The sequence below is a fragment of the Streptomyces coffeae genome, assembly GCF_016741875.1.
Lineage (GTDB): Bacteria > Actinomycetota > Actinomycetes > Streptomycetales > Streptomycetaceae > Streptomyces > Streptomyces coffeae.
The window spans coordinates 167,348-193,920 of sequence record NZ_JAERRF010000016.1 but is presented as its reverse complement, the minus strand read 5'-3'; the positions used below and the strand labels follow the sequence as shown (position 1 = coordinate 193,920).

The window sequence follows — 26,573 nt, the reverse complement described above, 5'->3', positions numbered from 1 at the left end:
CGTCCCCGTCAGCGCGGCCTCGGCGTACCCGGCCCCGGTGTCCCGCAGCAGTTCGTCCAGGCGCGCGAAGACCTCGGCGGCGCGCACCCCGGGCCAGTCCTCGGGCAGCAGTGCGGCGGGCAGACCCGGGTCGGCGTAGGGCAGCAGCCGCCAGGAGTCCAGGGCCAGCAGATGGTCGCGGTAGGCGGCCTCGGCGGCTTCGGCGTTCTCGGGTGACGGGCCGCGCTCGCTCCACCGGCGCAGCACCGGTTCGTGGTCGGTGAGGAACGCGCGGTGCAGGGCGGCCAGTTCGTCCAGGTCCCACCAGCGGCGCACGGCCTCCGCGGTGGGGGTGAACCCGGCGTGGGCGCCGCGGAAGAGATCCACGTACGGCGAGAGGCCCAGGCGTTCCAGGGTGTGCCGGGTCTCGTCGTAGAGCCGGTCCGGGGCGATCCAGACGCCCGGCGCGGCGGTGCCGAAGCCCAGCCGGGAGAGCCGGGAGCGCAGCAGATGCCGCTTGTGGCGCTCCTGTTCGGGGACGGAGAAGACGGCGAGCAGCCAGCCGCGCTCGGCGGTGTCCGCCTCGGGTCCGCCGTAGATGCGCCGGTCGCCGTCGTCCAGGAGCTGCCGGGCGTCGGCGGACAGGGAGTATCCGGCGGCCCCGGCGGCCGTACGGTCGGCGACCAGCAGTCCGCGCCGCTTGAGCCGGGAGACCGCCGAGCGCACCGACGGCGGATCGACGCCCACCGCGCCCATCAGCCGGATCAGCGCGGCGATCGGCACCGGCCCGGCGGGGTGGTCCTCGCTGCCGCGCCCGTAGGCGCCGTAGTAGCTGACGATCAGGGAGCGCGGGGTGTGCTGGCCGGTCACGCGCCTACTGTAGAGCGCCTTCGCGCAGCCGGTAGCGCTGGAGCTTGCCGGTGGCGGTCCGGGGGAGGGCGTCGAGGAAGACAACGACGCGCGGGCACTTGTAGGGGGTGAGTTCCGCGGTGGTGAACTCCTTGAGCGCGGTGACGGTTTCCTCGGTGCGCGGGACCTCCGGACGCAGCACCACATGGGCGACGACCACCATGCCCCGGGTGGCGTCCGGCCGTCCGGTGACCGCGGCCTCCACCACATCGGGGTGGCGCAGCAGGGCGTCCTCGACCTCCGGGCCCGCGATGTTGTACCCGGCAGAGATGATCATGTCGTCGGCGCGCGCGACATAGCGGAAGTAGCCGTCGGACTCGCGGACATAGGTGTCGCCGGTGAGGTTCCAGCCGTCGCGGACGTACTCCCGTTGCCGGTCGTCCGCCAGATAGCGGCAGCCGGTCGGTCCACGCACCGCGAGCAGCCCCGGTTCGCCGTCCGGCACCGGGCGCAGCGCGCTGTCCACCACCCGCGCCTCGAAGCCGGGGACCGGAACACCGGTGGTGCCGGGGCGTATCGCGTCGTCGGCGGCGGCGATGAAGATATGCAGCAGCTCGGTGGCGCCGATGCCGTTGATGATCCGCAGACCGGTGGTCCGGTGCCAGTCGTGCCAGGTGGCGGCGGGCAGATTCTCCCCGGCGGAGACACAGCGCCGCAGTGAGGAGATGTCGTACGCGCCCGGGGCGGTGTCGATCCTGCCCAGCATCGCGCGGTAGGCGGTGGGCGCGGTGAACAGCACCGAGATCTTGTGGCGCCCTATGTCGGCCAGCAGCCGTTCGGGGCCGCCCCAGTCGGCCAGCAGCGCCGACGCCCCGGCGCGCAGCGGGAAGACGACAAGACCGCCGAGGCCGAAGGTGAAGCCCAGGGGCGGGCTGCCCGCGAACACGTCGTCGGGGGTGGGCCGCAGCACCTGGGCCGAGAAGGTGTCGGCGATGGCCAGCACATCGCGGTGGAAGTGCATACAGCCCTTGGGACGTCCGGTGGTTCCGGAAGTGAAGGCGATCAGCGCGACATCGTCGGCGGAGGTGGCCACCGCCTCGTACTCCGCGGGTGCGTGAGCGGCCAGATGGATCAGGTCGTCGGGGTCGTCACCGCCGTAGCGGGTGGTCCGCAAGGCAGGGACCCCAGCCTTCGCCAGTTCCCCGGCGCACCGGACGTCGCACAGGGCGTGCCGTATCCGGGCGATCTCGCAGATGGTCGCCAGCTCACGGGAGCGCTGGGCGGCCAGTACGGTCACCGCGACCGCGCCCGCCTTCATCACCGCCAGCCAGCAGGCCGCGAGCCACGGGGTGGTGGGGCCGCGCAGCAGCACCCGGTTGCCGGGGGCCACCCCGAGGGTGGTGGTGAGGGTGTGCGCGATCCGGTCGACATGGCCGCGCAGCTCGCCGTAGGTCCACACCTCGCCGTGGCCGCCGCGCAGGGCGGGCCGGTCGGCGCCGTACCGCTCCAGGGTGCGGTCCAGCAGCTCGGTGCCGCAGTTGAGGCGATCGGGGACGCGCGGGCCGGGCAGGTCGAGCAGCAGCTCGGGCCACTGGCCGACGGGCGGGAGATGGTCACGGGCGAAGGTGTCGGTGTGTCCCGACGGACTGAGCTCCATCGTGGGGGCGCCCCCTCTGCCTGCCCGAAATGTCTGCCGCATGGCTGCCTGAAGTCGCTGAGTCAGCGTAACGTGATGGTGACGACAGTCAATATCTCGCGATAAGAGTTGTGGTGAGGGAGGGTGCCCCGTGTCGTCATTCGCACTGGATCCGGAGCGGCGTCAGTGGTGCGCACGGCTGCGCACACTGGCCCGCGATCGGCTGCGTCCCCTCGCGGAGGGCGGTACGCCCGGCCGTCTCAACCGTCCGCTGACCGCCGCGCTCGGCGAATTCGGCCTGCTGCGGCGGCTGTTCCCGGCCGGAGCGCCGGTCCGCGCGCTCGATCTGTGCCTGCTGCGCGAATCGCTCGCCATGGAGTGCACCGAGGCCGAGACCGCGCTCGCCCTCCAGGGGCTCGGGGCCTATCCGATCGTGCTGTCCGGGACCGAGAAGCAGTCCGCGCGCTGGATGCCCGGGGTGCGGGAGGGCCATGTGGTGGCGGCCTTCGCGCTGAGCGAGCCGCAGGCCGGATCCGACGCGGCGGCGCTGACCCTGCGGGCCGAGCGGGACGGCCCCGGCGGCTGGCGGCTGACCGGTGAGAAGTGCTGGATCTCCAACGCCCCCGAGGCCGACATCACCGTGGTGTTCGCCCGCACCACCGAGGACGCGGGTTCCCGCGGGGTCACCGCCTTCCTGGTGCCCGCCGACCGCCGGGGGCTCGGCGGTGAGCCGCTGGAGATGCTCAGCCCGCACCCCATCGGCCGGCTGGTCTTCGACGGAGTCCCGGTCACGGCGGAGGACGTACTCGGCGAACCCGACGCGGGCTTCGGCGTCGCCATGCGCACCCTCAACCTGATGCGGCCGAGCGTGGGCGCGTTCGCGGTCGGCATGGCCCAGGCGGCACTGGACGCGGCAGTGGCGCACGCCGAGCGGCGTACGGCCTTCGGCGGACCGCTGAAGGACCTCCAGTCCGTCGCCCATCAGCTCGCCGAGATGGCCACCCGCACCGAGGCCGCCCGGCTGCTGGTCTACGCGGCGGCGAGCGCCTACGACGACGACGCACCCGACATCGCCCGCCGCGCCGCCATGGCCAAGCTGCTGGCGACCGAGACCGCGCAGTACGTCGTGGACACCGCCGTGCAGATCCACGGCGCCCGGGCCCTGCAACGCGGCCATCTGCTCGAACACCTCTACCGGGAGGTCCGCGCCCCGCGCATCTACGAGGGCGCCAGCGAGGTCCAGCGCACCATCATCGCGAAGGAGTTGTACCGATGACGGAACTGACAGGTGCCGTATCGCGCCTCAACCCCGCCGAGCTGTCCCCGCCCACCGGCTTCAGCCACGCCGTCACGGCGCTGGGCGGACGGCTGGTGTTCCTGGCCGGGCAGACCGCGCTGGACGGCGCGGGGAAGATCGTCGGTGACACCCTTCCCGTCCAGTTCCGGCAGGCGCTGGCCAATCTGCTCACCGCGCTGGCGGCGGCGGGCGGCGCCCCCGCCGACCTCGCCCGGCTGACCGTGTACGCCACCGATGTCGCGGACTACCGCGCCCATGCCCCCGAACTCGGCCGCATCTGGCGGGAGATGGCGGGCCGCGACTATCCGGCGATGGCGGTCATCGGCGTCGTCCGGCTCTGGGACGAGGAGGCGAAGGTGGAGCTCGACGGGATCGCCGTCCTTCCCTGACCCGCTTGTTTCGTTATTCCGTAATCACGTAATCTCTGATCATGGCTTCCGACTCGTTGCAGCAGCGGATCGCCGCGCTCGAGGAGCGGGTGGCGCGGCTGGAGTCCGCGCGGGATGCCGTCGGTGACACGGAGTCAGCGTCGCGGGAGGACACCTTCTGGGCGCTCGAAGGGCTGCGCCGCCGGCTCGCCGGGCGCGGCCAGGTGCTGTTCACCGGTGCGCTCGATCTGCCCACCGGTGAGCACTACGAGTGGCAGCAGGGCGCGTTCGCGGACGGGCTGCTCGCTGCCGACTGGTCCGAGCACGCCGCGTCCTACGCCGCGCTGGGACACCCGGTGCGGCTCACCCTGCTGTGCGCGGTGCTGCGCGGTACGCGATCCGCGGCCGAACTCCAGGAGGTGGCGGGGCTGAACACGACCGGTCAGCTCTACCACCACCTGAAGCAGCTCACCGCGACCGGCTGGCTCCAGGCCGAGGGCCGTGGCCACTACCACGTGCCCGCGGGCCGGGTGGTGCCGCTGCTGGTGCTGGTGTCGGCCGTGGTGCCGCCAGGAAGCCGCCACGAAACGGAATGACGGGGGAGTACCTCATGAACCGAAGGACCTTTCTCATGACCGCGACCGCCACGGGCGCGTCGGCCGCTGGCGCGGCGCTGCTGCCCGGCAGCGCGTCGGCGTCCGGCGGACTGTCCGCCCGGGTGCGCCGCGCGCTGGACCAGGCGCTGGCATCCGGCGCCCCGGGCGCGGTGTGCGGGGTCATCCAGGACGGACAGACCTACGTGGCGGGCGCGGGCAGGCTGCGGGCCACGCGCGGACGCGCGGAAGTGCCGGACGGCAGCACGGTGTTCCAGCTCGGCTCGATCGGCAAGACGCTCACCGCCACCGCGCTCGCCCGCGCCGTCCACGCGGGCAGCACCCACCTCGACGCACCGCTGACGCTGCCCGCACGGTTCCCCGTTCCGCGCAAGGGCGGCCGCCGGATCACCCTGGCCGATCTGGCCACCCACAGCTCCGGTCTGCCCGCGCTGCCGCCGAACCTGTTCACCGGGGCCGATCCGAACGACCCCTACGCCCACTACACCCTGGACGACCTCGCCGAGGGGCTGGCGAAGACGGAGCTCGTGACCGTGCCGGGGAAGACCTACCGCTACTCCAACCTCGGCTTCGGACTGCTCGGCCAGGCACTGGCCTTCGACGGCGTGGACGCGATGCTGCGGCGCCGGGTGACCGATCCGCTGCGCCTGCGGGACACCAGGACGACCCTGACGGCCGACATGGCGGCCCGCAAGGCCGTCGGCCACCTCGAGGGGAAGCCCGTACCGGACTGGCACGACCGGGTGCTCAGCGGCGCGGGCACCTCCATGTACAGCACCGCCGACGACATGCTGCGCTATCTGGCCGCCCAACTCCGCCCGGAGCGCTCGCCGTTCCGCGCGGCGATCGAGCTGACCCAGCGCCCGCGGTTCACCGCGGACGACAGGCTGCGGCTCGGCCTCGGCTGGCATCTCAGCCCGTTGCCCAACGGCCGCACCATGACCTGGCACAACGGCGGCACCGGCGGCTTCAGCAGCTGTGCGGCGTTCAGCCGGGACAGCGGTACGGCGGTGGTGATGATGGTGAACACCGCCAGCGAGGAGACCGCGGACCAGGCCCGCCCGGTCGACGCCCTCACCATGAAGCTGCTGCGCGAACTCGACGCGGCCTGACCCGACTCCCAGAGGTCCGCCCGCACACGGGGACGGGCGGACGCCGCGCCCTTCCGGCCGCTTCTCGCGGTCCGGAAGGGGGCGCGGCGGCGTCCGCGGTTCAGATGTCGCGGAAGGTCTCGATCTGCGCGCCGATCGAGTTCAGCCGCTCGGCCAGGTCCTCATAACCGCGGTTGATCACATAGACATTGCGCAGGACCGAGGTGCCGGGCGCCGCCATCATCGCCAGCAGCACCACCACCGCGGGCCGCAGCGCGGGCGGGCACATCATCTCGGCCGCGCGCCAGCGGGTCGGGCCCTCGACCAGGACCCGGTGCGGGTCGAGGAGTTTGACATGGGTGCCCAGCCGGTTCAGCTCGGTCAGATAGATGGCGCGGTTGTCGTAGACCCAGTCGTGGATCAGCGTCGAGCCCTGCGCGGAGGCCGCGATGGCCGCGAAGAACGGCACGTTGTCGATGTTGACGCCGGGGAACGGCATGGGGTGGATCTTGTCGATGGGGGCCTGGAGCTTGGACGGCCGGACCGTCAGATCGAGCAGCCGGGTACGGCCGTTGTCCGCCGGGTACTCGGAGGAGCGCTCGTGGTCCAGGCCCATCTCCTCCAGGATGGCCAGCTCGATCTCCAGGAACTCCACCGGCACCCGGCGGATCGTCAGCTCGGACTCCGTCACCACGGCCGCGGCCAGCAGGCTCATCGCCTCCACCGGGTCCTCGGAGGGGGCGTAGTCCACGTCCCGGTCGATATCGGTGACACCGTGCACGGTGAGGGTGGTGGTGCCCACCCCTTCGACCTTGACCCCCAACTCCTCCAGGAAGAAGCACAGATCCTGGACCATGTAGTTGGAGGAGGCGTTGCGGATCACCGTGACCCCGTCGTGCCGGGCGGCGGCCAGCAGCGCGTTCTCGGTGACGGTGTCACCGCGTTCGGTCAGCACGATGGCGCGGGTGGGGAAGACCGAGCGGTCGACCCGCGCGTGGTACATCCCGTCGGTGGCGGTCACTTCGAGGCCGAACGGGCGCAGCGCCGTCATATGCGGCTGCACGGTACGGGTGCCGAGGTCGCAACCGCCCGCGTAGGGAATCCGGAAGCGGTCCATCCGGTGCAGCAGCGGCCCCAGGAACATGATGACGCTGCGTGTCCGGCGGGCGGCCTCGGTGTCCATGGCGTCGAGGTCCAGTTCGGCGGGCGGCACGATCTCCAGATCGGCCCCGTCGTTGATCCAGCGGGCGCGGACGCCGATGCTGCCGAGCACTTCGAGGATGCGGTAGACCTCCTCGATCCGGGCGACCCTGCGCAGCGTCGTACGGCCGGAGTTGAGGAGCGAGGCGCACAACAGCGCCACACAGGCGTTCTTGCTCGTCTTGACGTCGATGGCACCGGAGAGTTGGCGGCCGCCCACCACTCGCAGATGCATCGGACCGGCGTAGCCCAGGGAGACGATCTCGCTGTCCAGGGCCTCCCCGATCCTGGCGATCATCTCAAGACTGATGTTCTGATTCCCCCGCTCAATGCGGTTGACCGCGCTCTGGCTCGTGCCGAGCGCCTCTGCAAGTTGTGACTGGGTCCAGCCTCGGTGTTGTCGGGCGTCACGGATGAGCTTGCCGATACGTGAGAGATAGTCGTCAGTCATACCTCAGAGGCTATCTCAGATATGAGATGCGCAAGCGACTGGAGGGGTCGGTGAGTCGCGGTCTGTCCAGCCAAGAATTGTTCTACTAGTATGCGAACAAGGGGGTTGCCCATGGCTCGTTCCGCGCGCCGCGCGATGGTTGTCGCTTCGCCGTTCCTGCTGGCCTGGGCCGGTGTGCTGGGGATCTTCGCCGCACTCGCCGACCGGCTGCCGGATCGGCTCGCCACCCACTTCGGGAGCTCCGGTCACGCCGATGGATTCACCGGTCCGGGTGCCTTCCTCTCGGTGGTGACCGCCCTCTTCCTCGTCCCCGGAGCGGTCGTCGGATGGCTCGCCTTCCGGTCGCGTACGGCGCTCGGGGCGCGGCGGGCGCTGGTCGCTGTCGGTTACGGAACGCCCGCCCAGCTCGGCTGTGTCTTCGGGCTGCTGCTCCTCGCCAACGCCGACGCCGGAGCCGCGGGCTCCGAACCGGGGGAGCTCCCGCTGTGGCAGCTGGCGGTGTCCTTCGCCGTCGGGGCGGCCGTCGGCTGGGTCGGCTGGCTGCTCGCGGGCCTGGACCCGGCGTCCCCGTCCGGGGACACCGACCCGGGGCGCGGACCCCGCCTTCCGCTCGCCGAGGGGGAGTTGGCCAGCTGGACGCGGACCGTCGGATCGCCCGTGCTGATCGGCGTGGGCGGGGCCACCGCCGTGCTCGGCGGGGCGCTGGCCCTGGCCGCGGGCCCGCCGGCCGGACTGCCGCCGGCCGCCATCGGTGCCGTCACCGCCCTGCTGTCCGGCTGCCGGGTGACCGTCGACCGCCGGGGCCTCACCGTCACCGCCCGGTTCGTCGCGCGCCCCCGGCTGCGGGTGCCGCTGGAGCGGATCGAGCGGGCCACCAGCCGTGAGTTCCGCGCCATGGAGCTGGGCGGCTGGGGCTACCGGTCGGCGGCGGGGCGCAGCGGTCTGGTGCTGCGCTCGGGCGAGGCGCTGTGTCTGAGGCTGGCGGCCACCGGCAAGGAGTTCGTGGTGACGGTGGACGACGCGGCCACGGCCGCCGCGCTGCTCAACACCCTTGCCGAGCGCGGCCGGACGGCCGCTCCGGAAGGGTAGGGCCGAGATGCTGTTCCGCGTCGACCCCGGCTCCCCTGTCCCGCTGGGCGACCAGATCGCCGCCTCGGTGCGCGGGGCCATCGCCGACGGCACCGTACGCCCCGGCGAGCGGCTCCCCGCCGCCCGCGCGCTCGCCGACTCCCTCGGCGTCAATGTGCACACGGTGCTCCGGGGGTATCAGCGGCTCCGCGAGGAGGGATTGATCGAACTGCGCCGTGGCCGCGGGGCGGTGGTCACCGGTGACCAGTCGCCCGGCCGGGCCCGCCTTCTGGAGGGCGTCCAGGGCCTGGTGTCCGAGGCGCGGGCGCTGGGCCTGTCCGACGAGGAGGTCCTCTCACTGGTGAGGTCCCGCCTCGCGGGCGGCTGAACGCACCGGAGCGGCCTTGCGCGGAGCGTCGGCCGTTCGTGCGTGCCGCTCCCGCGTTCCGGCGTTCCCGCGCGGCGATCGCGTACCCCATGCCGTTCCTGGGCGGCGCCCGCCCGTCACGCGTACCGCTTGCCGTCCCCCGTCACCAGCGCCGCCAGTGACCGGGCCGGGCCGTCCACCGCCGCGCCGTGGAGGAGCTCGATGCGGTGGGTCAGCCGCGGCGCGATCAGGGGGACCGTGACGATGCCGGGTGCGCCCTCGGCGGCGGTGTGCGGCACCAGGGCCAGGCCGTGTCCCGCGGCGGCCAGCGCCAGCAGCCCCCGCACCTCGGTGCCCTGGTAGGTCAGCGTGGCGCGGAAGCCGCCGGTGCGGCCCAGGGCGCGCAGCCGCAACAGCGGCATCGCGGTGTCCGGTGCGTCCAGCCAGCGGCTGTCGGCGAGGTCGGCCAGCCGCAGTCCGAGCCGCCGGGCCAGCGGATGGCCCTGCGGCAGCGTGACGACGAGCGGGCTGTCGGCGACCGGGACCGCGGTGAGCGCTCCGGCGGCGGGCGGTGGAAGCGGATCGGAGGGGGCGGCCGGGCCGTCCACCAGACCGAGGTCCAGCGCTCCGCGCGCCACCGCGGCCGGGACCTCCTGGCGGCCCAGGATCCGCACGGTGGTCCGGACACCGGGGTGGATCTTTCGCAGCTGCTCCAGCGCCGCCGCGATCCGCGGGGTCAGGGCCAGCGGCGAGGCACCGAGCGTCAGCCGGGTGGCCCCGGACCCGGCCAGCCGCTCGACCTCCGCGCGGGCCGCGTCCAGCCGCAGCAGAAGCGGACCGGCGTGTTCCAGCAGCCGTGCCCCCGCGGTGGTGAGCGTCACCGGCTGCCGGGTGAGCAGCGGGGCACGCAGATCCGCCTCGAGCGTCGCGATGTGCCGGGACACCGCCGACGGGGTCGACCCCAGTTCGTGGGCGGCCTCGGAGAAGGAGCCGCAGCGGGCCACGGAGACGAACGTACGGAGCAGGTGCGGATCCATGGGGAGCAGTATCGCGGCGGCCACAGGCGCCCGGGCGCGGAACTCGAAGCCGCCCGGGCCGAGTTCGCGCGGCCCGGACCGCCGTCCCGAGCACCGCGAAGCGGAACGGTCCGCTCACCGCGGGAACCGGGCCGGTCCCGGTCCGGCCATTTCCGGCCGCTACCGGACGTCGCCGGACGCCGCCGGACGTGACGGACGCCGCACCGGTACCGCCCCGCCCGGTCCGCCCGCCACCGCGACCTGCGGTGCAGACGCCCGGCGATCACCCGTACCGGTGAACGTGCCACCTGGTACGACACCGCCCGGCGGCAGGGCTGAGCTGACCGCGCGGGGCTGATGTACTAGAGTTATCTCGACATCGAGATATCTGCTGAAGGTGCACCGCCTTCCCTCGCACCGGTAAGGGTTACCTAACTTAGCCCTACCTTAGCGGATGGGCGCGCGCAGACGACGGCAGCATTGCGGTGGTACGCGCGAATTCATGCATGAAGGAGACTGTCGTGTCGGCGAACAGCTTCGACGCCCGCAGCACCCTGCAGGTGGGCGACGAGTCGTACGAGATCTTCAGGCTGGACAAGGTGGAGGGGTCCGCCCGCCTGCCGTACAGCCTGAAGGTGCTGCTGGAGAACCTGCTCCGCACCGAGGACGGCGCGAACATCACCGCCGACCACATCCGCGCGCTGGGCGGCTGGGACTCTCAGGCCCAGCCCAGCCAGGAGATCCAGTTCACGCCGGCCCGCGTGATCATGCAGGACTTCACCGGTGTGCCCTGTGTCGTCGACCTCGCCACCATGCGTGAGGCCGTCAAGGAGCTCGGCGGCGACCCGGCGAAGATCAACCCGCTGGCCCCGGCCGAGCTGGTCATCGACCACTCCGTCATCGCCGACCGCTTCGGCACCCCGGACGCCTTCACCCAGAACGTGGAGCTGGAGTACGGGCGGAACAAGGAGCGCTACCAGTTCCTGCGCTGGGGCCAGACCGCCTTCGACGAGTTCAAGGTCGTCCCGCCCGGCACCGGCATCGTCCACCAGGTGAACATCGAGCACCTGGCCCGCACGGTCATGGTCCGCAACGGACAGGCGTACCCGGACACCCTCGTCGGCACCGACTCCCACACCACCATGGTCAACGGCCTCGGTGTGCTGGGCTGGGGCGTCGGCGGTATCGAGGCCGAGGCCGCCATGCTGGGCCAGCCGGTGTCGATGCTGATCCCGCGGGTCGTCGGCTTCAAGCTGACCGGTGAGCTGCCCACCGGCACCACCGCCACCGACCTGGTGCTCACCATCACCGAGATGCTGCGCAAGCACGGTGTGGTCGGCAAGTTCGTCGAGTTCTACGGCGAGGGCGTCTCGGCCATCCCGCTCGCCAACCGCGCCACCATCGGCAACATGTCGCCGGAGTTCGGCTCCACCGCGGCGATCTTCCCGATCGACGGCGAGACCATCAACTACCTCAAGCTCACCGGCCGCAGCGCCCAGCAGCTCGCGCTCGTCGAGGCGTACGCCAAGGAGCAGGGCCTGTGGCTGGACCCGGCCGCCGAGCCGGACTTCTCCGAGAAGCTGGAGCTGGACCTGTCGACGGTCGTTCCGTCGATCGCCGGTCCCAAGCGTCCGCAGGACCGGATCGTGCTGGCGCAGGCCGCCGAGCAGTTCGCCCAGGACGTGCGCAACTACGTCTCGGAGGACGAGGAGACGGGCAAGGAGTCCTTCCCGGCCTCCGACGCCCCGGCCATCGACCACAACGGCATGCCGACCAAGCCGACCCAGGTCACCGCCCCCGACGGGACCGTGTACGAGATCGACCACGGCGCCGTCACCGTCGCCGCGATCACCTCCTGCACCAACACCTCCAACCCGTACGTCATGGTCGCCGCCGCGCTGGTGGCCAAGAAGGCGGTCGAGAAGGGCCTGACCCGCAAGCCGTGGGTCAAGACCACCCTGGCCCCCGGGTCCAAGGTCGTCATGGACTACTACGACCGCGCCGGGCTCACCCCGTACCTCGACAAGCTGGGCTTCAACCTCGTCGGCTACGGCTGCACCACCTGCATCGGCAACTCCGGCCCGCTGCCGGAGGAGGTCTCCAAGGCCGTCAACGACGCGGACCTCGCCGTCACCTCGGTGCTCTCCGGCAACCGCAACTTCGAGGGCCGGATCAACCCGGACGTCAAGATGAACTACCTGGCGTCCCCGCCGCTGGTCGTCGCGTACGCCATCGCGGGCTCCATGAAGGTGGACATCACCAAGGACGCCATCGGCATCGACCAGGAGGGCAAGCCGGTCCACCTCGCCGACATCTGGCCCTCCGAGCGGGAGGTCGAGGAGGTCGTCGCCTCCGCCATCGGCCAGGAGATGTTCCACACCAGCTACTCCGACGTCTTCGCCGGTGACGCCCAGTGGCAGGCGCTGCCCGTGCCGACCGGCAACACCTTCGAGTGGGACCCGGAGTCCACCTACGTCCGCAAGCCCCCGTACTTCGAGGGCCTGACCATGGACCCGGCCCCGGTCGAGGATGTACGCGGCGCCCGGGTGCTGGCCAAGCTGGGCGACTCGGTCACCACCGACCACATCTCCCCGGCCGGTGCGATCAAGGCCGACACCCCGGCCGGCACGTACCTCACCGAGCACGGTGTCGAGCGGCGTGACTTCAACTCCTACGGCTCCCGCCGGGGCAACCACGAGGTCATGATCCGCGGCACCTTCGCCAACATCCGGCTGCGCAACCAGATCGCGCCGGGCACCGAGGGCGGCTTCACCCGCGACTTCACCCAGGACGGCGCGCCGGTCTCCTTCATCTACGACGCCTCGCAGAACTACCAGGCCGCCGGCATCCCGCTGGTCATCCTGGCGGGCAAGGAGTACGGCTCCGGCTCCTCCCGCGACTGGGCGGCCAAGGGCACCGCGCTGCTCGGCGTCAAGGCCGTCATCGCCGAGTCCTACGAGCGCATCCACCGCTCGAACCTCATCGGCATGGGCGTCCTGCCGCTCCAGTTCCCGGAGGGCGGCTCGGCGCTGTCGCTGGGCCTGACCGGCCAGGAGACCTTCGAGATCACCGGTGTCACCGCGCTCAACGACGGTGGCATCCCGGAGACGGTGAAGGTCAAGGCGGGCGAGGTGGAATTCGACGCCAAGGTGCGCATCGACACCCCCGGCGAGGCGGACTACTACCGCAACGGCGGCATCATGCAGTACGTGCTGCGCTCGCTGATCCGCAAGTAACTCTGACGGCAGCTGAGACGGGCCGCACCCCCGCGCGGGGGTGCGGCCCGTCTCGCGTACCCGGCGCGCCGGGATCAGAGAAACGTCCCCGAGGGGATGTACGGCGCCGGGGGCGGCATGCCGCGCAGACACACATAGCCGCCGGTGGACAGCTCAAGGCCGGCCTCGAGCCCCACGTCCACCGCCCACTGCTGCTCGGCCGTCAGCGCCGGGACCCGGGCGTCGGCGCCCTCCGGCAGACACAGCAGCGCCGCCGTCAGCAGCCGCTTCGCCAGCCGCCGCGAGGTCGCGGCCAGCAGTTCGACCTTGCCGTCCGCGCCGACGTAGCAGTAGCCGCTGCCCGCCAGGTCGTCCACCACCAGCAACCTCCGCTGGGCCAGCAGCAGTTCGTGGTCGATGCCATGGGCGCCGCCCCGGGTGCGGCGGTCCACCGAGTCCAGCAGGTCCCGGTGGCGGGCCACCCCCTCGTGCACCGCGCCGTCCGGCGGGGACAGCCGCTCCTTGGTCTCCGGTCCGACGGTGCCGCGCAGCCGCATCGCCGGATGCAGGGTGAACCCCGCCTGCCGGTAGCCGGCCGCCGCGCGCGGATCCTCGGATCCGCAGATGATGCCGCGCAGACACCCCCGTCCGTACATCAGCGTCGCGGCGAGCAACTCCCGGCCGACGCCCTGTCGCTGGGCCCGTGGCAGCACCGCGAGCATCGAGAGCCCCCAGGTGCCCTCGCGGCGTGTGGACAGCGCCGCGCCGAGCGGCATTCCGCCGTCGTCCACGGCGAGCCAACAGCCGCCCGGATCGCTGCGGGCGAGATGCCGGTTCCGGTCGTGCGTCTCGGCGATGTACTCCGGTGGCCAGCCGTCCAGGCCCGCGAGTGCGGCCGCGTCCCCGAACGCGGCCGAGACCACCTCCCATACCGCCTCGGCGTCCTCGTCGGTGTCGTGCAACTGGCGGAGGATCATGTCTCCATCCTGCCCAATCGGCGGGCGCGAGGGGCGTGATGACCGGGCGCGCCGAGGCACCGTGTCCGCTCACAGCGATTCTGCCGACAGCAGGGAACGCCGGGCCGGACCACGGTGAGCGGGCAGAGTCGCCGCCATGAGACTTCTGATGCTGGGCGGTACGGAGTTCGTGGGACGCGCGGTGACGGAGGAGGCGCGAGCCCGCGGCTGGGAGGTCACGGTGTTCCACCGCGGCCGGCATGACCCGCCGCCGGGGGTCACCGCGCTGCACGGCGACCGGACCGTGCCCGACGGACTGGCCGCGCTGGCGCCGGGCGCATGGGACATCGTGGTGGACACCTGGTCGGGCCCGCCGTCGGCGGTGCGGGACGCCGCGCGGCTGCTCGCCGGGCGCGCCGGACACTACGTCTACATCTCCAGCCGCTCGGTGTACGCCGATCCGGCCCCGGCCGGACTGGACGAGAACGGCCCGCTGGTGGACGCGTCCCCCGACGCGGACGACGGCGACTACGCGACCATCAAGCGGGGCGGGGAGCTGGCCGCGTGCGCGGCCTTCGGCGACCGTGCCCTGCTGGCCCGCGCGGGGCTGATCATCGGCCCGTACGAGAACATCGGACGGCTGCCGTGGTGGCTGAACCGGATCGCCCGCGGCGGCCCGGTGCTCGCCCCCGGACCGCGCGACCTGCCGCTTCAGTACATCGATGTGCGCGACCTCGCCCAGTGGGTGCTGGACGCCGCGGGCCGCGGACTCGGCGGCGCGTACAACCTCGTCGGCGCGCGGGGGCACACCACGATGGGGGAACTGCTGGAGACCTGTGTCCGGGTCACCGGCTCGGACGCCGAACTGCGCTGGACCGATCCGGAGACCGTGCTGGCCGCCGGGATCGAGCCATGGAGCGAACTGCCGATCTGGCTGCCGCCGGGGGAGCTGTACGACATGATGCACAGCGGCGCTGTGTCCAAGGTGCTCGCCGCCGGGCTGCGCTGCCGCCCCGTCGCCGACACCGTGGCGGACACCTGGAGTTGGCTGAGCGCGCTGGGCGGCGTGGCACCGCACCGGCCGGACCGCCCATCGGTAGGTATGGACGCGGAGCGGGAGGCGGAAGTGCTGCGGCGGGTGTGAGGTCACCGGGCCGCGGGACACCACGGCCGTCCGGCGCCGGGAGCGCGCCGGACGACCGTGCTACCGGGGTGGAATCGGCGATCAGGGACCTCAGCCGAGCAGTTCGACCTCGGCGAGGGTGGCTCTGCCGTCCGCCACCAGGCGGTAGTGGCCGTAACGACCGGGCGCGCGGACCGAGAACACCCGGGTCTGCCGGTCCCATGCGAAGGTCTGGCCGGAGCGCCGGTCCAGCTCCTTCCAGTGCGCACCGTCGGCCGACCCCTGGAGCACCCAGCCGGACGGCGCCTTGCGGCGGTCCGACGAGGTCAGGGTGTACTGCACCGCACGGCCCGGGTCCTTCACCGGCAGCCCCACCGAGGTGAACGCGGCGTCCGTGCCGGAGGTGTTGTCCAGCAGCGCGGTGCCGCCGCTCGGCACCGTCAGATCACGGCGCGGGGTGGGCACCTCGTCGTCCTGGGTCAGGGAGGAGGGCGCCGCGTTCTTCCCCGTGCCCCAGCGCGAGGGCTTCGGGCCCATGGTGAACTCCAGCGTGCCGCCCCGGGCGAGGATCCTGTGCGGCAGCGCGGTGGAGTGCCAGGGCTTGCCGTTCACCGTCAGGCCCTGGACGTACACGTTCTCCGCGCTGTTGCGGGGAGCGGTGATCACCAGGTCGCGGCCGTTCTCCAGATGAACGGTGGCCTTGGTGAACAGCGGGGAGCCGACCGCGTACTCCGAGCCGCCCATCACCAGCGGATAGAAACCCAGCGCGCTGAAGACGTACCAGGCCGACTGCTCGCCGTTGTCCTCGTCACCGTGGTAGCCCTGACCGATCTCGCTGCCGGTGTAGAGCCGGGAGAGCACCTCGCGCACCGTCCGCTGGGTCTTCCAGGGCTGTCCCGCCGCGTCGTACATATAGGCCGCGTGGTGGGCGACCTGGTTGCTGTGCCCGTACATGCCCATACGGACGTCCCGCGCCTCGGTCATCTCGTGGATGACGCCGCCGTAGGACCCGGCGAACTCGGGGGAGGCGGTCTCCGGGGTGGCGAAGTAGGTGTCCAGCTTCTTCGCGAGCCCGGAGCGGCCGCCGTAGAGGTTGGCCAGGCCCCGGCTGTCCTGGGGCGCGGTGAAGGCGTATCCCCAGCCGTTGGTCTCGGTGTAGTCGTAGCCCCACACCCGCGGGTCGTACGTCGCAGACGGCAGCCGCCACTTTCCGTCGGCGTCCCGGCCCTGGAAGAAGCCGGCCCCGGGGTCGAAGAGATGGACGTAGTTCCGGGCCCGGTTCAGGAAGTACTCCGACTCCTCCTTGTAGCGCGCCTTCTTGGTCTTCGCGTAGAGCGCCTTGCCCATCCTCGCGATCCCGAAGTCGTTGAGACAGCCCTCCAGCGCCCAGGACAGCCCCTCGTGGGTCTCGGTGCTGGTGTAGCCGAGGAAGACCGAGGTGGCCATCCCCTTGCGGCCGACGCCCGGTGAGGTCGGGACGGTGGTCGCGTTCTTCAGCGCGGCCTCGTACGCGGCCTCGGCGTCGAGGCCGACACCCTTGAGATAGGCGTCCGCGAAGGCCACGTCCGAACTGGTGCCGGTCATCAGATCGGCGTAGCCGGGTGAGGACCAGCGGGAAATCCAGCCGCCGTCCTTGTACTGCTGGACGAAGCCGTCGGCCAGCTCTGCCGCCCGGCCGGGGGTGAGCAGGGAGTAGGCGGGCCAGGTGGTGCGGTAGGTGTCCCAGAAGCCGTTGTTGACGTAGACCTTGCCGTCGACGATCTTCGCGCCGGTGCGGGTCGGGGTGTTCTCGCCGGTGGGCTCGGAGAAGGGGCTCGCGTACTGGTATCGCGGCTTCCGGGCGGTCCCGGTGTTCTCGAAGCCGGAGTTGGGATACAGATACAGCCGGTAGAGGCTGGAGTAGAGAGTGGTGAGCCGGTCGGGGTCGGCCCCCTCGACCTCGATCACCCCCAGCACCCGGTCCCAGGCCCGCTGTGCGTCCCGCTCGACCTTCGCGAACGAGGCCGACGCCGGGATCTCCCGCTCGAGGTTGGCCCTGGCCTGGTCGACACCGATGAGCGAGGTGGCCAGCCGCAGGGTGACGGTACGGTCCTTCCCCGGCGCGAAGCGGAAGTAGCCGGTGACGTCCTTGCCGCCGCCGCCCGGCAGCTTGCCGCTCGCGGTCACGGGCGCGTCGAAGACGCCGTAGACGAACATCCGGGTGGCACCGGTGGACAGTCCGCTCTTCACGTCGGAGTAGCCGGTGACCACACCGTGCTCGGCGTCGAGCGTCAGCCCGCCGTCGCCCGTGACGTTGTCGAAGAGGACGCTCGCCCGCTCGCCGGGATAGGTGAAGCGCATCATCGCCGCGTGGTCGGTGGGCGCGATCCTCGTCTTCAGCCCGTTCTCGAAGGTCACCCCGTAGGCATACGGCCGGGCGGTCTCGCGGTCGTGGCGGAACGGCAGGGCGCGGGTGGTCCGTGAGGCGTCCGGCACCCCGGACGCTATGGACGGCATCAGCTGGAAGGTCTGCCGGTCGCCCATCCAGGGGCTGGGCTCATGGGAGGCGCCGAACGCCTGGATGGTGGGGAGGTTGTCGGCGTTGTTGGCGCGGGCGTACTGGTACAGCCAGTCCGTGGAGCCCGCGTTCGTCATCGGTGTCCAGAAGGTGAAGCCGCCGGGCACCGCGGTGGCGGGGAAGGTGTTGCCGCGCGAGTAGGAGCCGCTGGAGTTGGTGCCGCGCGTGGTCACGGCGTAGTCCGAGAGATGGGCCCGAGGCTTCGCGGGCTTCTCGGGGGTCAGCGAGATGTCGTCCACCCAGCCCTGGAACCGCGCCGGGCCCTTGGGCGAGTCGTAGGCCACCAGGATCCGGTCGACCGTCCGGCCCGCGGCGACCGCGCCGATCCTCGACTCCTTGTGGTTCCACTGGTTGACGTAGAGCGTCTTGGCGGCCGCCTGGCCCTGGGGGCTCATCCGGGCGCCGTGCTGGTCCACCGCACCGGCCAGCTCGCTGAGATAGCTGCCGTCGGTGAAGGCGAGATCGACCGAGACATGGGTGGCCGGATAGCTCAGGTCGGTCTCCGGCATCGAGGGGAAGATCCGGTACGACAGCACGGTGTCCCGGGTGACGGCCGTGTCCACGTCGAAGACCTTGTTGTACGAGTACGCCCGGCCACCCGGCTTGTGGGTGCCCGCGTAGCGCAGGGCGTGGGTGCCGGTGAAGCCCGCGCGGGCCTTGGCGGTGGGGGACCCGGCCGGGCCGCGGTCCACCTGGCTGCGCATGTCGGAGGGGGCGGGCGGGGCGGTGCTGCCGTCCGCCAACTGCACCTCGGCGAGCTGGACGAGGTCGTCCCCGGCGTTACGGCTGATCTCCAGCCGGAAGTGCCGGTAGGCGGTGGAGTTGTCGAAGCCGAACTCGCGGGTCTGCTGCCGCGAGCCGAACGTCTCGTCCTTCCGGCTGTCCAGCGTGGTCCAGTCGGAGCCGTCGGCGGAGCCCTTGAGGGTCCAGTCCTCGGGATCCCGGCCGGGGGCGTCATTGGCGGAGGTGAGGGCGTAGCGGACGGCCTTGACGGGCTCGCTCAGCTCGAACTCCAGCCAGGCGGTCTTCTCGAACACCAGCCACTTGCTGGTGAGCTCGCCGTCGACCAGGTTCTCCTTGGCCTCACCGGCGGAGGCGTTCTCACCGCTGGCCCGGACCTCGGTCACCTTGTCGGTGACATTGCCGGGGATGCCGGAGGCGTAGCCGCCGTCGACCCCGGACGCCTTCTTCTTCCCGTCGGGGCCGGTCTCGACCGTATTGCGCCAGTCCGGCCGGGGATCGTCCGGCTCGAAGGACGAGGCGAACCTCCGGTCGGTGTGGTCCGGGGTGTCCGGGCCGTGCGGGGCGGCGGCCACGGTCCCCTGCGCCGTCACCGCCAGCAGAACGGCGGCCAGCAGGGCGGCCGTTCGTCCGGTTCTCCGTCGTCGCGGTGGTCGTCCCTGTCGCATGCGCCGCCTCCCCAAAGCGTCTGACAACGTTGTCAAGTTGCATCGCGCGGAGACAAGTAGGACGGCCGGGGGAGGGGGGTGTCAAGAACGCGTCGGGGACGGCGTGCGGTGGGGAGCGGAGCGGCCGCAGGGCTCACGCACCGCGGGCCGTACGCCCGTTGGGGGGTACGGCCCGCGGCCATCAGGGTGATGGTGGAGCGCGGTCAGTCGGCCGAGTCGGACTTGGTGCCGAGCGACAGCCGGCACTTCTTCGCCTTCTTGGAGCTGTCCGCCTGGAGGCCGATGACCTTGATGGTCTTCTCGGCGTTGCCCGCCACCGGGGCGTCGGACTTGGTGCCCGTGGTCACCACCTCACCGGCGCTGTCGACGAAGCCGACCAGCAGGCTGTAGTAGGCGGTGGTGGAGCTGGAGTTGCTGATCTTGATGTTGGCGTAGGGCTTGCCGTCCGAGCCCCAGCCGCAGGTGCCCATCTTGGCGTCCGAGGTGACCAGCCCGGATCCACCGGTGGGGCTGTCCGTGGGGTCGTCGTACGGGTCGTCGGTGGGGTCCTCGGTCGGCTCTTCGGTGGGCTCGACGGGGAGCTGGGCCATGCCCTTGCCTATCGCCGCGCCGCCCTTGGTGTCCCCGGCCGACGAGCCGCCACCGTCGGAGCCGCACCCCGCGGTCAAAGCGAGTGTCGCGGCCACGACAACGCTGGTGGTCAAGGGGAGCTGCTTCAGGGGCACAGGGACCGCCTCTCGAGTGATCGTGCGCACGGCGGTACGCCGTACGGGCTGTGGCCCCCTACGGTATGTCGGGCAGGTCTCAACTCGGGAAAGACTGTTACCCAATGAAGATTCAATCTTGCCCAGTTGATACCAAGTGGACTATACCTGTCGCCCCAGGGGGAGGGCCGCACTGCCGCCCACTTCGCGCGGGCCCCGGCGGGCCTCCGCAGTCCCCGGCGCACACCCAGCAATACTCCGCTTCACGCTTCAACTCACCCGCGGTGTCGGGCCCCTCGCCGGAGGCGAGATGTACGGGAGACCGTTACACCGCCTGAGTCCTGACGAAGGCGAGGACTTGAGCATGGGATCCACTCCAGATGTCGGCCGTCGTGATCTGGTCAAGCGGTCAGCGGCGCTCGGGCTGATCGCCGTGCCGTCCGTCAGCGTGCTGACTGCCTGCGCGAGCGGCGGTGACGACGATTCCAACAAGGTCGACAAGGGCAAGAAGACGGCGAAGAACCCGCTCGCCGTCAATGAGAGCGCCGGGCTCGACGTCGTCATCTTCGACGGCGGTTTCGGGCAGCAGTACGCCAAGGACGCCGAGAAGGAATACAGCAAGGCGTTTCCGAAGACCGCGGGCAAGGTCAAGCACTCCGCCACCCAGAAGATTCAGACGACCCTCCAGCCACGTTTCAACGGCGGCACCCCGCCGGACCTCATCGACAACTCCGGCGCCGAGCAGATGGACTTCGGCACCCTGGTCGGCAAGAAGCAGCTGACGGATCTCACCCCGCTGCTGGACGCGCCCTCCGTCGACGACCCCAAGAAGAAGGTGCGCGACACCCTGCGCCCCGGTGTCGTGGAGATGGGGCAGTTCGACGGCAAGCAGGTCTGGATCCTCTACTACGCCTACACCGTCTACGGCGTCTGGTATTCCAAGAGCAATCTGGAAAAGCTCGGCGTGGAATACCCGGAGACCTGGGACGACATGCTCGCGGTCTGCGCCAAGGCCAAGAAGAAGGGCATCGCCGGCTGGACCTACCCGGGCAAGTACCCCTACTACCTGCCCTTCAGCCTCTACCCCTTCATCGCCAAGATCGGTGGCGCCGATGTCCTGGACGCCATCGACAACCTGGAGGCGAACGCCTGGAAGCACCCGGCCGTCAAGGCCGCCTTCGAGGCGTACTACGAGCTCTACCGGAAGGGCTACATCCTCAAGGGCACCCCGGGCTTGACCCACATCGAGTCCCAGACCGCGTGGAACCAGGGCAAGGCGCTGTTCATCCCGAACGGCTCCTGGGTGGAGAACGAGGCGAAGAAGACCACGCCGAAGGACTTCCAGATGGCGGTGGGCGCGCCCTCCAGCCTGGACAGCGGCGACAAGATGCCGTTCGGCACCCTCTGGGCCTCCGGCGGTGAGCCCTTCATCGTGCCCAAGTCGGCGAAGAACCCCGAGGGCGGCATGGAATTGCTGCGCATCATGCTGGGTGAGAAGTCCACCAAGAACTTCGTCCAGCAGGTCTCCTCGCTCACCTCGCTCAACGGTGGCACCGAAGGGCTTTCCCTGCCGCCGGGCCTGGCGTCCGCGCAGGAGGTTCTGAAGAAGGCCGGGAAGAACGTCGTCAATCCGCGGCTCCAGGACTGGTACGTCGCGCTCCAGAAGCAGCAGATCGGCGTCGGCGCGCTGGGCGAGATGATGGCGGGCCGGATGACCCCGGCAGAGGCGATCAAGAAGATTCAGAAGTTCGCCGACGCGACCGCCAAGGACGACGCGGTCAAGAAGTACAAGCACGTCTGATGGGATTCGATGCGTCACCAGCGGTAGTGGCCGCGGGGGAAGACCGAGGTCGGTGAGATGCAGAAGGTCAGGACTCAGACCGGTGCGCCGGGCGTACGGAAGGAAACGCCCGGGCGCGCCAGGGGCCCCCATCCGAAGGTGGCTCAGTGGTTCCGGAAGTACGGCTTTGTCACCGGTTTTCTGGTGCTGCCGGTCTCGTTGTACGCGGTCTTCGTGATCTCGCCGTTCATCCAGGCCATCCTGTACTCCTTCACGGACTGGACCGGTCTGAGTTCCGACTTCAAGATGGTCGGGTTCGACAACTACGACTGGCTGCTCCACGACGACCTCTTCTGGACAGCGGTCGGACACAATGTCCTGCTGCTGCTGGTCGTACCGCTGGTGACACTCGGCCTCGGCCTCTTCTTCGCCTTCATGCTCAACGTCGGCGGCCGGGGCCGGAAGAACGCGGCCGTGTCCGGGGTGCGCGGATCGACGTTCTACAAGGTCGTCTACTTCTTTCCGCAGGTGCTGTCGATCGCGATCGTCGCCCTGCTGTTCCAGTTCACCTACAACCCGCGCAACGGGGCACTCAATGCCTTTCTGGGCGGAATCGGCCTGGACTCGCTCGAGCAGCAGTGGCTGGCCGATCCCCAGCTGGCCCTGTGGTGCCTGATGGTCGTGATGGTCTGGTGCAACGTCGGCTTCTACGTCGTCCTGTTCTCCGCCGGGATGAGCTCCATCCCCAAGGACTTCTATGAGGCGGCGCTGCTGGACGGCGCGAACCGGATCACGACCTTCTTCAGGATCACTCTGCCGCTGCTGTGGGACACGGTCCAGACCGGCTGGATCTACATGGGCATCCTCGCCCTCGACGCCTTCGCCGTGGTCCAGATCATGACCGTGGGACCGGGCGGACCCGCCGATTCCACCCAGGTGCTGGGCTACTACGTCTACACCAAGACCTTCCGCGACGGGCAGGCCGGCCGCGCCACCTCGATCGGGGTGGCGATGCTGATCGTCACCATGATCTTCGCGGTCATCGTGTCCAAGCTGGGCCGGCGTGAACGGCTGGAGTACTGATGCCCGGGCCATCCATCGCAGACCACGACCGCCGCCCGACCGCCGATCTGGGGGTATCGCAGTGACCTCACCAGCACAGCCCTCGGAGCTCCGCGGCGCCGCCAAGGACGACGCCGCCCCCCGTGAGCCCGCCGGGGACCAGCTGCCCCCGCGCTACACCCCCGAGGGGCGCGTCGGCAGCGAGGGCAAGGTCCTCAATGTCTTCTCCCACGGGATGCTGGTGCTCTGGGCGCTCCTGGTCACCATGCCGCTGCTGTGGGCGGTGATGAGCTCCCTGAAGACCGACAAGGAGATCTTCACCTCTCCCTGGGGGCTGCCCGGCAGTCTGCACTTCGACAACTGGTCGCGCGCCTGGAGCAAGTCCAACATCGGCGACTTCTTCGTCAACACCCTCGTGGTGGTGGGGTGCTCGCTGGTGGGCACCATGCTGCTGGGCGCCATGGCGGCGTATGTCCTGGCCCGCTTCGAGTTCCCGGGGAAGCGCGTCATCTACTTCATGTTCGTGGGTGGGATGAGCTTCCCGATCATCCTGGCGCTGGTGCCGCTGTTCTTCGTGATGAAGAACCTGGCCCTGCTGAACACCTTCCACGGGCTGATCCTGGTCTACATCGCCTATTCGCTGCCGTTCACCGTCTTCTTCCTGACCTCGTTCTTCAAAACCCTGCCGAGCTCGGTGGCGGAGGCGGCCCTGATCGACGGGGCCTCCCAGACCCGTACCTTCTTCCAGGTCATGCTGCCGATGGCGAAGCCGGGCCTGATCAGCGTCGGGATCTTCAACTTCCTCGGGCAGTGGAACCAGTACATGCTGCCGACGGTGCTGAACACCGAGGAGGACAAGCGGGTGCTCACCCAGGGGCTGGTGCAGCTCGCCGCCAGTCAGCAGTACAAGGGCGACTGGTCGGCGCTGTTCGCCGGGCTGGTGCTGGCGATGCTGCCGGTGCTCGGTGTCTACATCATCTTCCAGCGGCAGGTCCAGGCCGGTCTGACGGCGGGCGCGATCAAGTAGACCCGTCTCCGGCACCCGACCACGGGGCGTCCCCGCCGTTCGGCGGAGGCGCCCCGTACCCTTGCGGACAAGCGGCGCCCCGGTGTGGAACGTCGCACATCAGTGCACTGATCACATATCGGTGCGGCGCCGTGCCTGCCGTCAGGACCGTGAGCCGTCCGGAAGGTGTCAAGGACTTGACGTGGAACAACCGGGGCGGCTCATCTTAGAGTTCACATGTTGGAGACACTGTCGGGCCTCACTGCTGCGGCCCGGCCGGCGGAGCGGCCGTCGTGCCGCCCGTGAAGGCGGGAGTGGATGGCGTGGAGACTCCGGGATCGCAGTCGTCGCTGCACCGGGCCAACCTCGAGCGGGTGGTGCGGGCGGTGCGCATGGCGGGCTCGCTCACCCAGGCGGAGATCGCCCGGAGCACGGGGCTGTCCGCCGCCACCGTCTCCAATATCGTCCGTGAGCTCAAGGACGGGGGAACCGTCGAGGTCACGCCCACGTCGGCGGGCGGCCGCCGGGCCCGCAGCGTCTCCCTGAGCGGGGACGCGGGCATCGTCGTCGGCGTGGACTTCGGCCATACGCATCTGCGCGTCGCCATCGGCAACCTCGCCCACCAGGTGCTGGCCGAGGAGTCCGAGCCGCTGGATGTGGACGCGTCCGCCGCTCAGGGGCTGGACCGGGCCGAACAACTGGTCAGCAGGCTGGTCGCGGCCACCGGGCTGCGCCAGGACAAGGTGGTCGGCGTCGGGCTCGGCGTGCCCGCGCCCATCGACGTCGAGACCGGCACGCTGGGCTCCACGGCGATCCTTCCGGGCTGGGCGGGCACCAATCCGCGGGATGACCTCGCCCAGCGGCTCGGGGTGCCGGTGCACGTCGACAACGACGCCAACCTGGGCGCCCTCGGCGAGTTGGTGTGGGGCTCCGGGCGTGGGGTCGCCGACCTCGCGTACATCAAGGTCGCCGACGGTGTCGGCGCCGGTCTGGTGATCAGTGGCCAGATCTACCGCGGCCCCGGCGGTACGGCGGGCGAGATCGGGCACATCACCCTGGACGAGTCGGGCCCGGTCTGCCGCTGCGGCAACCGCGGCTGTCTGGAGACCTTCACCGCGGCCCGCTATGTGCTGCCGCTGCTCTACTCCAGCCATGGCATGGATCTGACCGTTGAACGCATGGTGCAGCTGGCCCGCGAGGGCGACCCCGGCTGCCGACGGGTGATCGCGGACGTCGGGCGCCATATCGGCAGCGGAGTGGCGAATCTGTGCAATCTGATCAACCCGAGTCGCGTGGTGCTCGGCGGTCAGCTCGCCGAGGCGGGTGAGCTGGTGCTCGCGCCGATCCGGGACTCCGTGTCCCGGTACGCCATCCCCAGCGCCGCACGGCAGCTCTCGGTGATGCCCGGGGCGCTCGGCGGCCGGGCCGAGGTGCTGGGCGCGCTGGCGCTGGTGCTGAGCGAGATGGGCGATTCGACGCTGCTGGACGGGGCTTCCGGCGCGGTTCCGGCCGGAGCGCCTGCCCTGACCTGAGCACCTTTGTCCGGTCACGCTGCGTCTATGCGGTGTCGTCCCGCTGCGTTCACTCAGATAACGAATGGCACCGTTGCCATCTCGTTAAGGATTTACTTCTTGACGCCATGCGGGCGGCCGAGTTGACTTCCAGCCACCTCGGCCGCTTGGACGCGGCCTCGTCAGGGAGGCACCCCCAATATGAACGCAACGATGCGCCGCGTCGCCATCGCCAGTGCTGTCGTGTCCATGGCGGTCTCTCTCGCCGCCTGCGGTTCGGCGAAGGAAGCCGACAACGACAAGTCGGACCAGAAGAAGAAGACCGGTCCGCTCACCATCGGCCTGCTCCTGCCGGAGGACCAGACCGCGAGATACGAGAACTTCGACCGGCCGCTGATCACCAAGAAGATCAAGGCGCTCTGCGCGGAGTGCAAGGTCGTCTACGTCAACGCCAAGTCCGACACCGCGCTCCAGCAGCAGCAGGTCGACTCGATGATCACCAAGAAGGTCGACGCGATCATCCTGGACGCGGTGGACTCCGAGGCCATCGCCAGCTCGGTCAAGAAGGCTGACGAGGCCGACATCCCGGTCGTCGCCTACGACCGGCTCGCCCAGGGTCCGATCTCCGGGTACACCTCCTTCGACAACGAGAAGGTCGGCAAGGTCCAGGGCGAGGCGCTGCTCAAGGCGCTGGGCAACAAGGCCAAGGACGGCAAGGTCGTCATGCTCAACGGCTGGGAGGCCGACCCCAACGCCGCCATGTTCAAGAAGGGCGCGCTCTCCGTCCTCAAGGGCAAGGTGGACATCGGCAAGCAGTACGACGTCGACCGCTGGCTCGCGGACAAGGCCAACGAGGCCATGAACGGCGCCATCTCCTCCCTCGGCAAGAACAACATCGTCGGTGTCTACTCGGCCAACGACACCATGGCCGGTGGCGCGATCACCGCGCTCAGGAGCGGCGGCGTGGACCCGCTGCCCCCGGTCACCGGACAGGACGCCGAACTCGCCGGTGTGCAGCGCATCCTGGCCGGTACCCAGTACATGAGCGTGTACAAGCCGTACGAGCCGGAGGCCACCGCCGCCGCCGAGATGGCCATCGCACTCGGCCGCGGTGAGAAGCCCAACGAGTCCAACACGGTGGACAGCCCGACCACCAAGGGCATCCCGGCCACCCTGATCACCCCGGTCTCGCTGACCAAGGACAACATCAAGGAGACCGTCATCAAGGACGGCCTCTACAAGGCAAGCCAGATCTGCACGGCCAAGTACAAGGCCGCCTGCGAAGAGGCCGGTCTCCTCAAGTAGCAGCCCCGG

20 protein-coding genes are annotated in these 26,573 nt (G+C 70.4%); 13 read left to right on the top strand and 7 right to left on the bottom strand.

The window, feature by feature from the left end:
• Positions 1-849, bottom strand: an 849-nt coding sequence (locus JK363_RS25825) for a PaaX family transcriptional regulator (protein WP_201877678.1), incomplete at its 3' end; no start/stop codon positions are given.
• Between the two features lie 4 nt (positions 850-853).
• Positions 854-2,485: an AMP-binding protein gene (locus JK363_RS25820; RefSeq protein WP_201877676.1), complete on the bottom strand. Its 1,632-nt coding sequence runs from the start codon at positions 2,483-2,485 to the stop codon at positions 854-856.
• A gap of 130 nt (positions 2,486-2,615) precedes the next feature.
• On the opposite strand from JK363_RS25820, the gene JK363_RS25815 reads away from it, so the two are divergent.
• Genes JK363_RS25815 through JK363_RS25800 form a run of 4 tightly spaced genes read left to right on the top strand, consistent with a single transcriptional unit; the run spans position 2,616 to position 5,855 of the window.
• Complete coding sequence (locus JK363_RS25815; RefSeq protein ID WP_201877674.1) at positions 2,616-3,740, top strand: acyl-CoA dehydrogenase family protein; 1,125 nt, start codon at positions 2,616-2,618, stop codon at positions 3,738-3,740.
• On the top strand, positions 3,737-4,150 hold the full coding sequence (locus tag JK363_RS25810; protein ID WP_201877672.1) for a RidA family protein: 414 nt from the start codon (positions 3,737-3,739) through the stop codon (positions 4,148-4,150). Before JK363_RS25815 ends, JK363_RS25810 begins: the two co-directional genes overlap by 4 nt.
• A 41-nt stretch (positions 4,151-4,191) precedes the next feature.
• Positions 4,192-4,725, top strand: a complete 534-nt coding sequence (locus JK363_RS25805; RefSeq protein WP_201877671.1) for an ArsR/SmtB family transcription factor — start codon at positions 4,192-4,194, stop codon at positions 4,723-4,725.
• A 35-nt stretch (positions 4,726-4,760) separates the two neighbouring features.
• Positions 4,761-5,855, top strand: a complete 1,095-nt coding sequence (locus JK363_RS25800; protein WP_236076093.1) for a serine hydrolase domain-containing protein — start codon at positions 4,761-4,763, stop codon at positions 5,853-5,855.
• A 100-nt stretch (positions 5,856-5,955) separates the two neighbouring features.
• On the opposite strand, the gene JK363_RS25795 is transcribed toward JK363_RS25800, so the two are convergent.
• Positions 5,956-7,485, bottom strand: coding sequence for a helix-turn-helix domain-containing protein (locus JK363_RS25795; protein ID WP_201877667.1), 1,530 nt, complete (start codon positions 7,483-7,485; stop codon positions 5,956-5,958).
• Positions 7,486-7,596: 111 nt separating this feature from the next.
• Here JK363_RS25795 and JK363_RS25790 point away from each other — a divergent pair, with 111 nt between their 5' ends.
• Both JK363_RS25790 and JK363_RS25785 read left to right on the top strand, forming a co-directional pair.
• Positions 7,597-8,574, top strand: coding sequence for a DUF1648 domain-containing protein (locus JK363_RS25790; protein ID WP_201877666.1), 978 nt, complete (start codon positions 7,597-7,599; stop codon positions 8,572-8,574).
• Between the two features lie 7 nt (positions 8,575-8,581).
• On the top strand, positions 8,582-8,941 hold the full coding sequence (locus JK363_RS25785) for a GntR family transcriptional regulator (RefSeq protein ID WP_201877665.1): 360 nt from the start codon (positions 8,582-8,584) through the stop codon (positions 8,939-8,941).
• A gap of 116 nt (positions 8,942-9,057) precedes the next feature.
• Here JK363_RS25785 and JK363_RS25780 read toward each other — a convergent pair whose 3' ends face one another.
• Positions 9,058-9,957 (bottom strand): LysR family transcriptional regulator, encoded by a 900-nt coding sequence (locus JK363_RS25780; protein ID WP_201877664.1) that lies wholly within the window; start codon positions 9,955-9,957, stop codon positions 9,058-9,060.
• 500 nt (positions 9,958-10,457) lie between these two features.
• On the opposite strand from JK363_RS25780, the gene acnA reads away from it, so the two are divergent.
• Positions 10,458-13,172 (top strand): aconitate hydratase AcnA, encoded by a 2,715-nt coding sequence (gene acnA, locus JK363_RS25775; RefSeq protein WP_307821867.1) that lies wholly within the window; start codon positions 10,458-10,460, stop codon positions 13,170-13,172.
• Between the two features lie 74 nt (positions 13,173-13,246).
• Here the strand turns inward: acnA and JK363_RS25770 are convergent, their stop codons facing one another.
• On the bottom strand, positions 13,247-14,128 hold the full coding sequence (locus JK363_RS25770; RefSeq protein WP_201877661.1) for a GNAT family N-acetyltransferase: 882 nt from the start codon (positions 14,126-14,128) through the stop codon (positions 13,247-13,249).
• Between the two features lie 136 nt (positions 14,129-14,264).
• Between JK363_RS25770 and JK363_RS25765 the strand changes: the two genes are divergently transcribed.
• A complete protein-coding gene (locus JK363_RS25765) occupies positions 14,265-15,251 on the top strand; it encodes an SDR family oxidoreductase (RefSeq protein ID WP_201877660.1) in 987 nt (328 codons plus the stop codon).
• 90 nt (positions 15,252-15,341) lie between these two features.
• Here JK363_RS25765 and JK363_RS25760 read toward each other — a convergent pair whose 3' ends face one another.
• Positions 15,342-19,196 carry a GH92 family glycosyl hydrolase gene (locus tag JK363_RS25760; RefSeq protein WP_201877659.1) on the bottom strand — a complete coding sequence of 1,285 codons (3,855 nt, stop codon included), beginning with the start codon at positions 19,194-19,196 and terminating at the stop codon, positions 15,342-15,344.
• A gap of 203 nt (positions 19,197-19,399) precedes the next feature.
• Positions 19,400-19,900 (bottom strand): hypothetical protein, encoded by a 501-nt coding sequence (locus JK363_RS25755; protein WP_236076092.1) that lies wholly within the window; start codon positions 19,898-19,900, stop codon positions 19,400-19,402.
• A 364-nt stretch (positions 19,901-20,264) separates the two neighbouring features.
• Here JK363_RS25755 and ngcE point away from each other — a divergent pair, with 364 nt between their 5' ends.
• From ngcE to JK363_RS25730, 5 genes are all read left to right on the top strand, one after another.
• Positions 20,265-21,701: an N-acetylglucosamine/diacetylchitobiose ABC transporter substrate-binding protein gene (gene ngcE / locus JK363_RS25750; RefSeq protein ID WP_201877653.1), complete on the top strand. Its 1,437-nt coding sequence runs from the start codon at positions 20,265-20,267 to the stop codon at positions 21,699-21,701.
• Between the two features lie 57 nt (positions 21,702-21,758).
• Positions 21,759-22,763, top strand: coding sequence for a carbohydrate ABC transporter permease (locus JK363_RS25745; protein ID WP_372444843.1), 1,005 nt, complete (start codon positions 21,759-21,761; stop codon positions 22,761-22,763).
• A 61-nt stretch (positions 22,764-22,824) separates the two neighbouring features.
• A complete protein-coding gene (locus JK363_RS25740) occupies positions 22,825-23,769 on the top strand; it encodes a carbohydrate ABC transporter permease (RefSeq protein WP_372444842.1) in 945 nt (314 codons plus the stop codon).
• Positions 23,770-24,071: 302 nt separating this feature from the next.
• Positions 24,072-25,280, top strand: coding sequence for an ROK family transcriptional regulator (locus JK363_RS25735; RefSeq protein ID WP_201877649.1), 1,209 nt, complete (start codon positions 24,072-24,074; stop codon positions 25,278-25,280).
• Positions 25,281-25,460: 180 nt separating this feature from the next.
• On the top strand, positions 25,461-26,564 hold the full coding sequence (locus JK363_RS25730) for a substrate-binding domain-containing protein (protein ID WP_201877648.1): 1,104 nt from the start codon (positions 25,461-25,463) through the stop codon (positions 26,562-26,564).
• Positions 26,565-26,573: the final 9 nt, after the last annotated feature.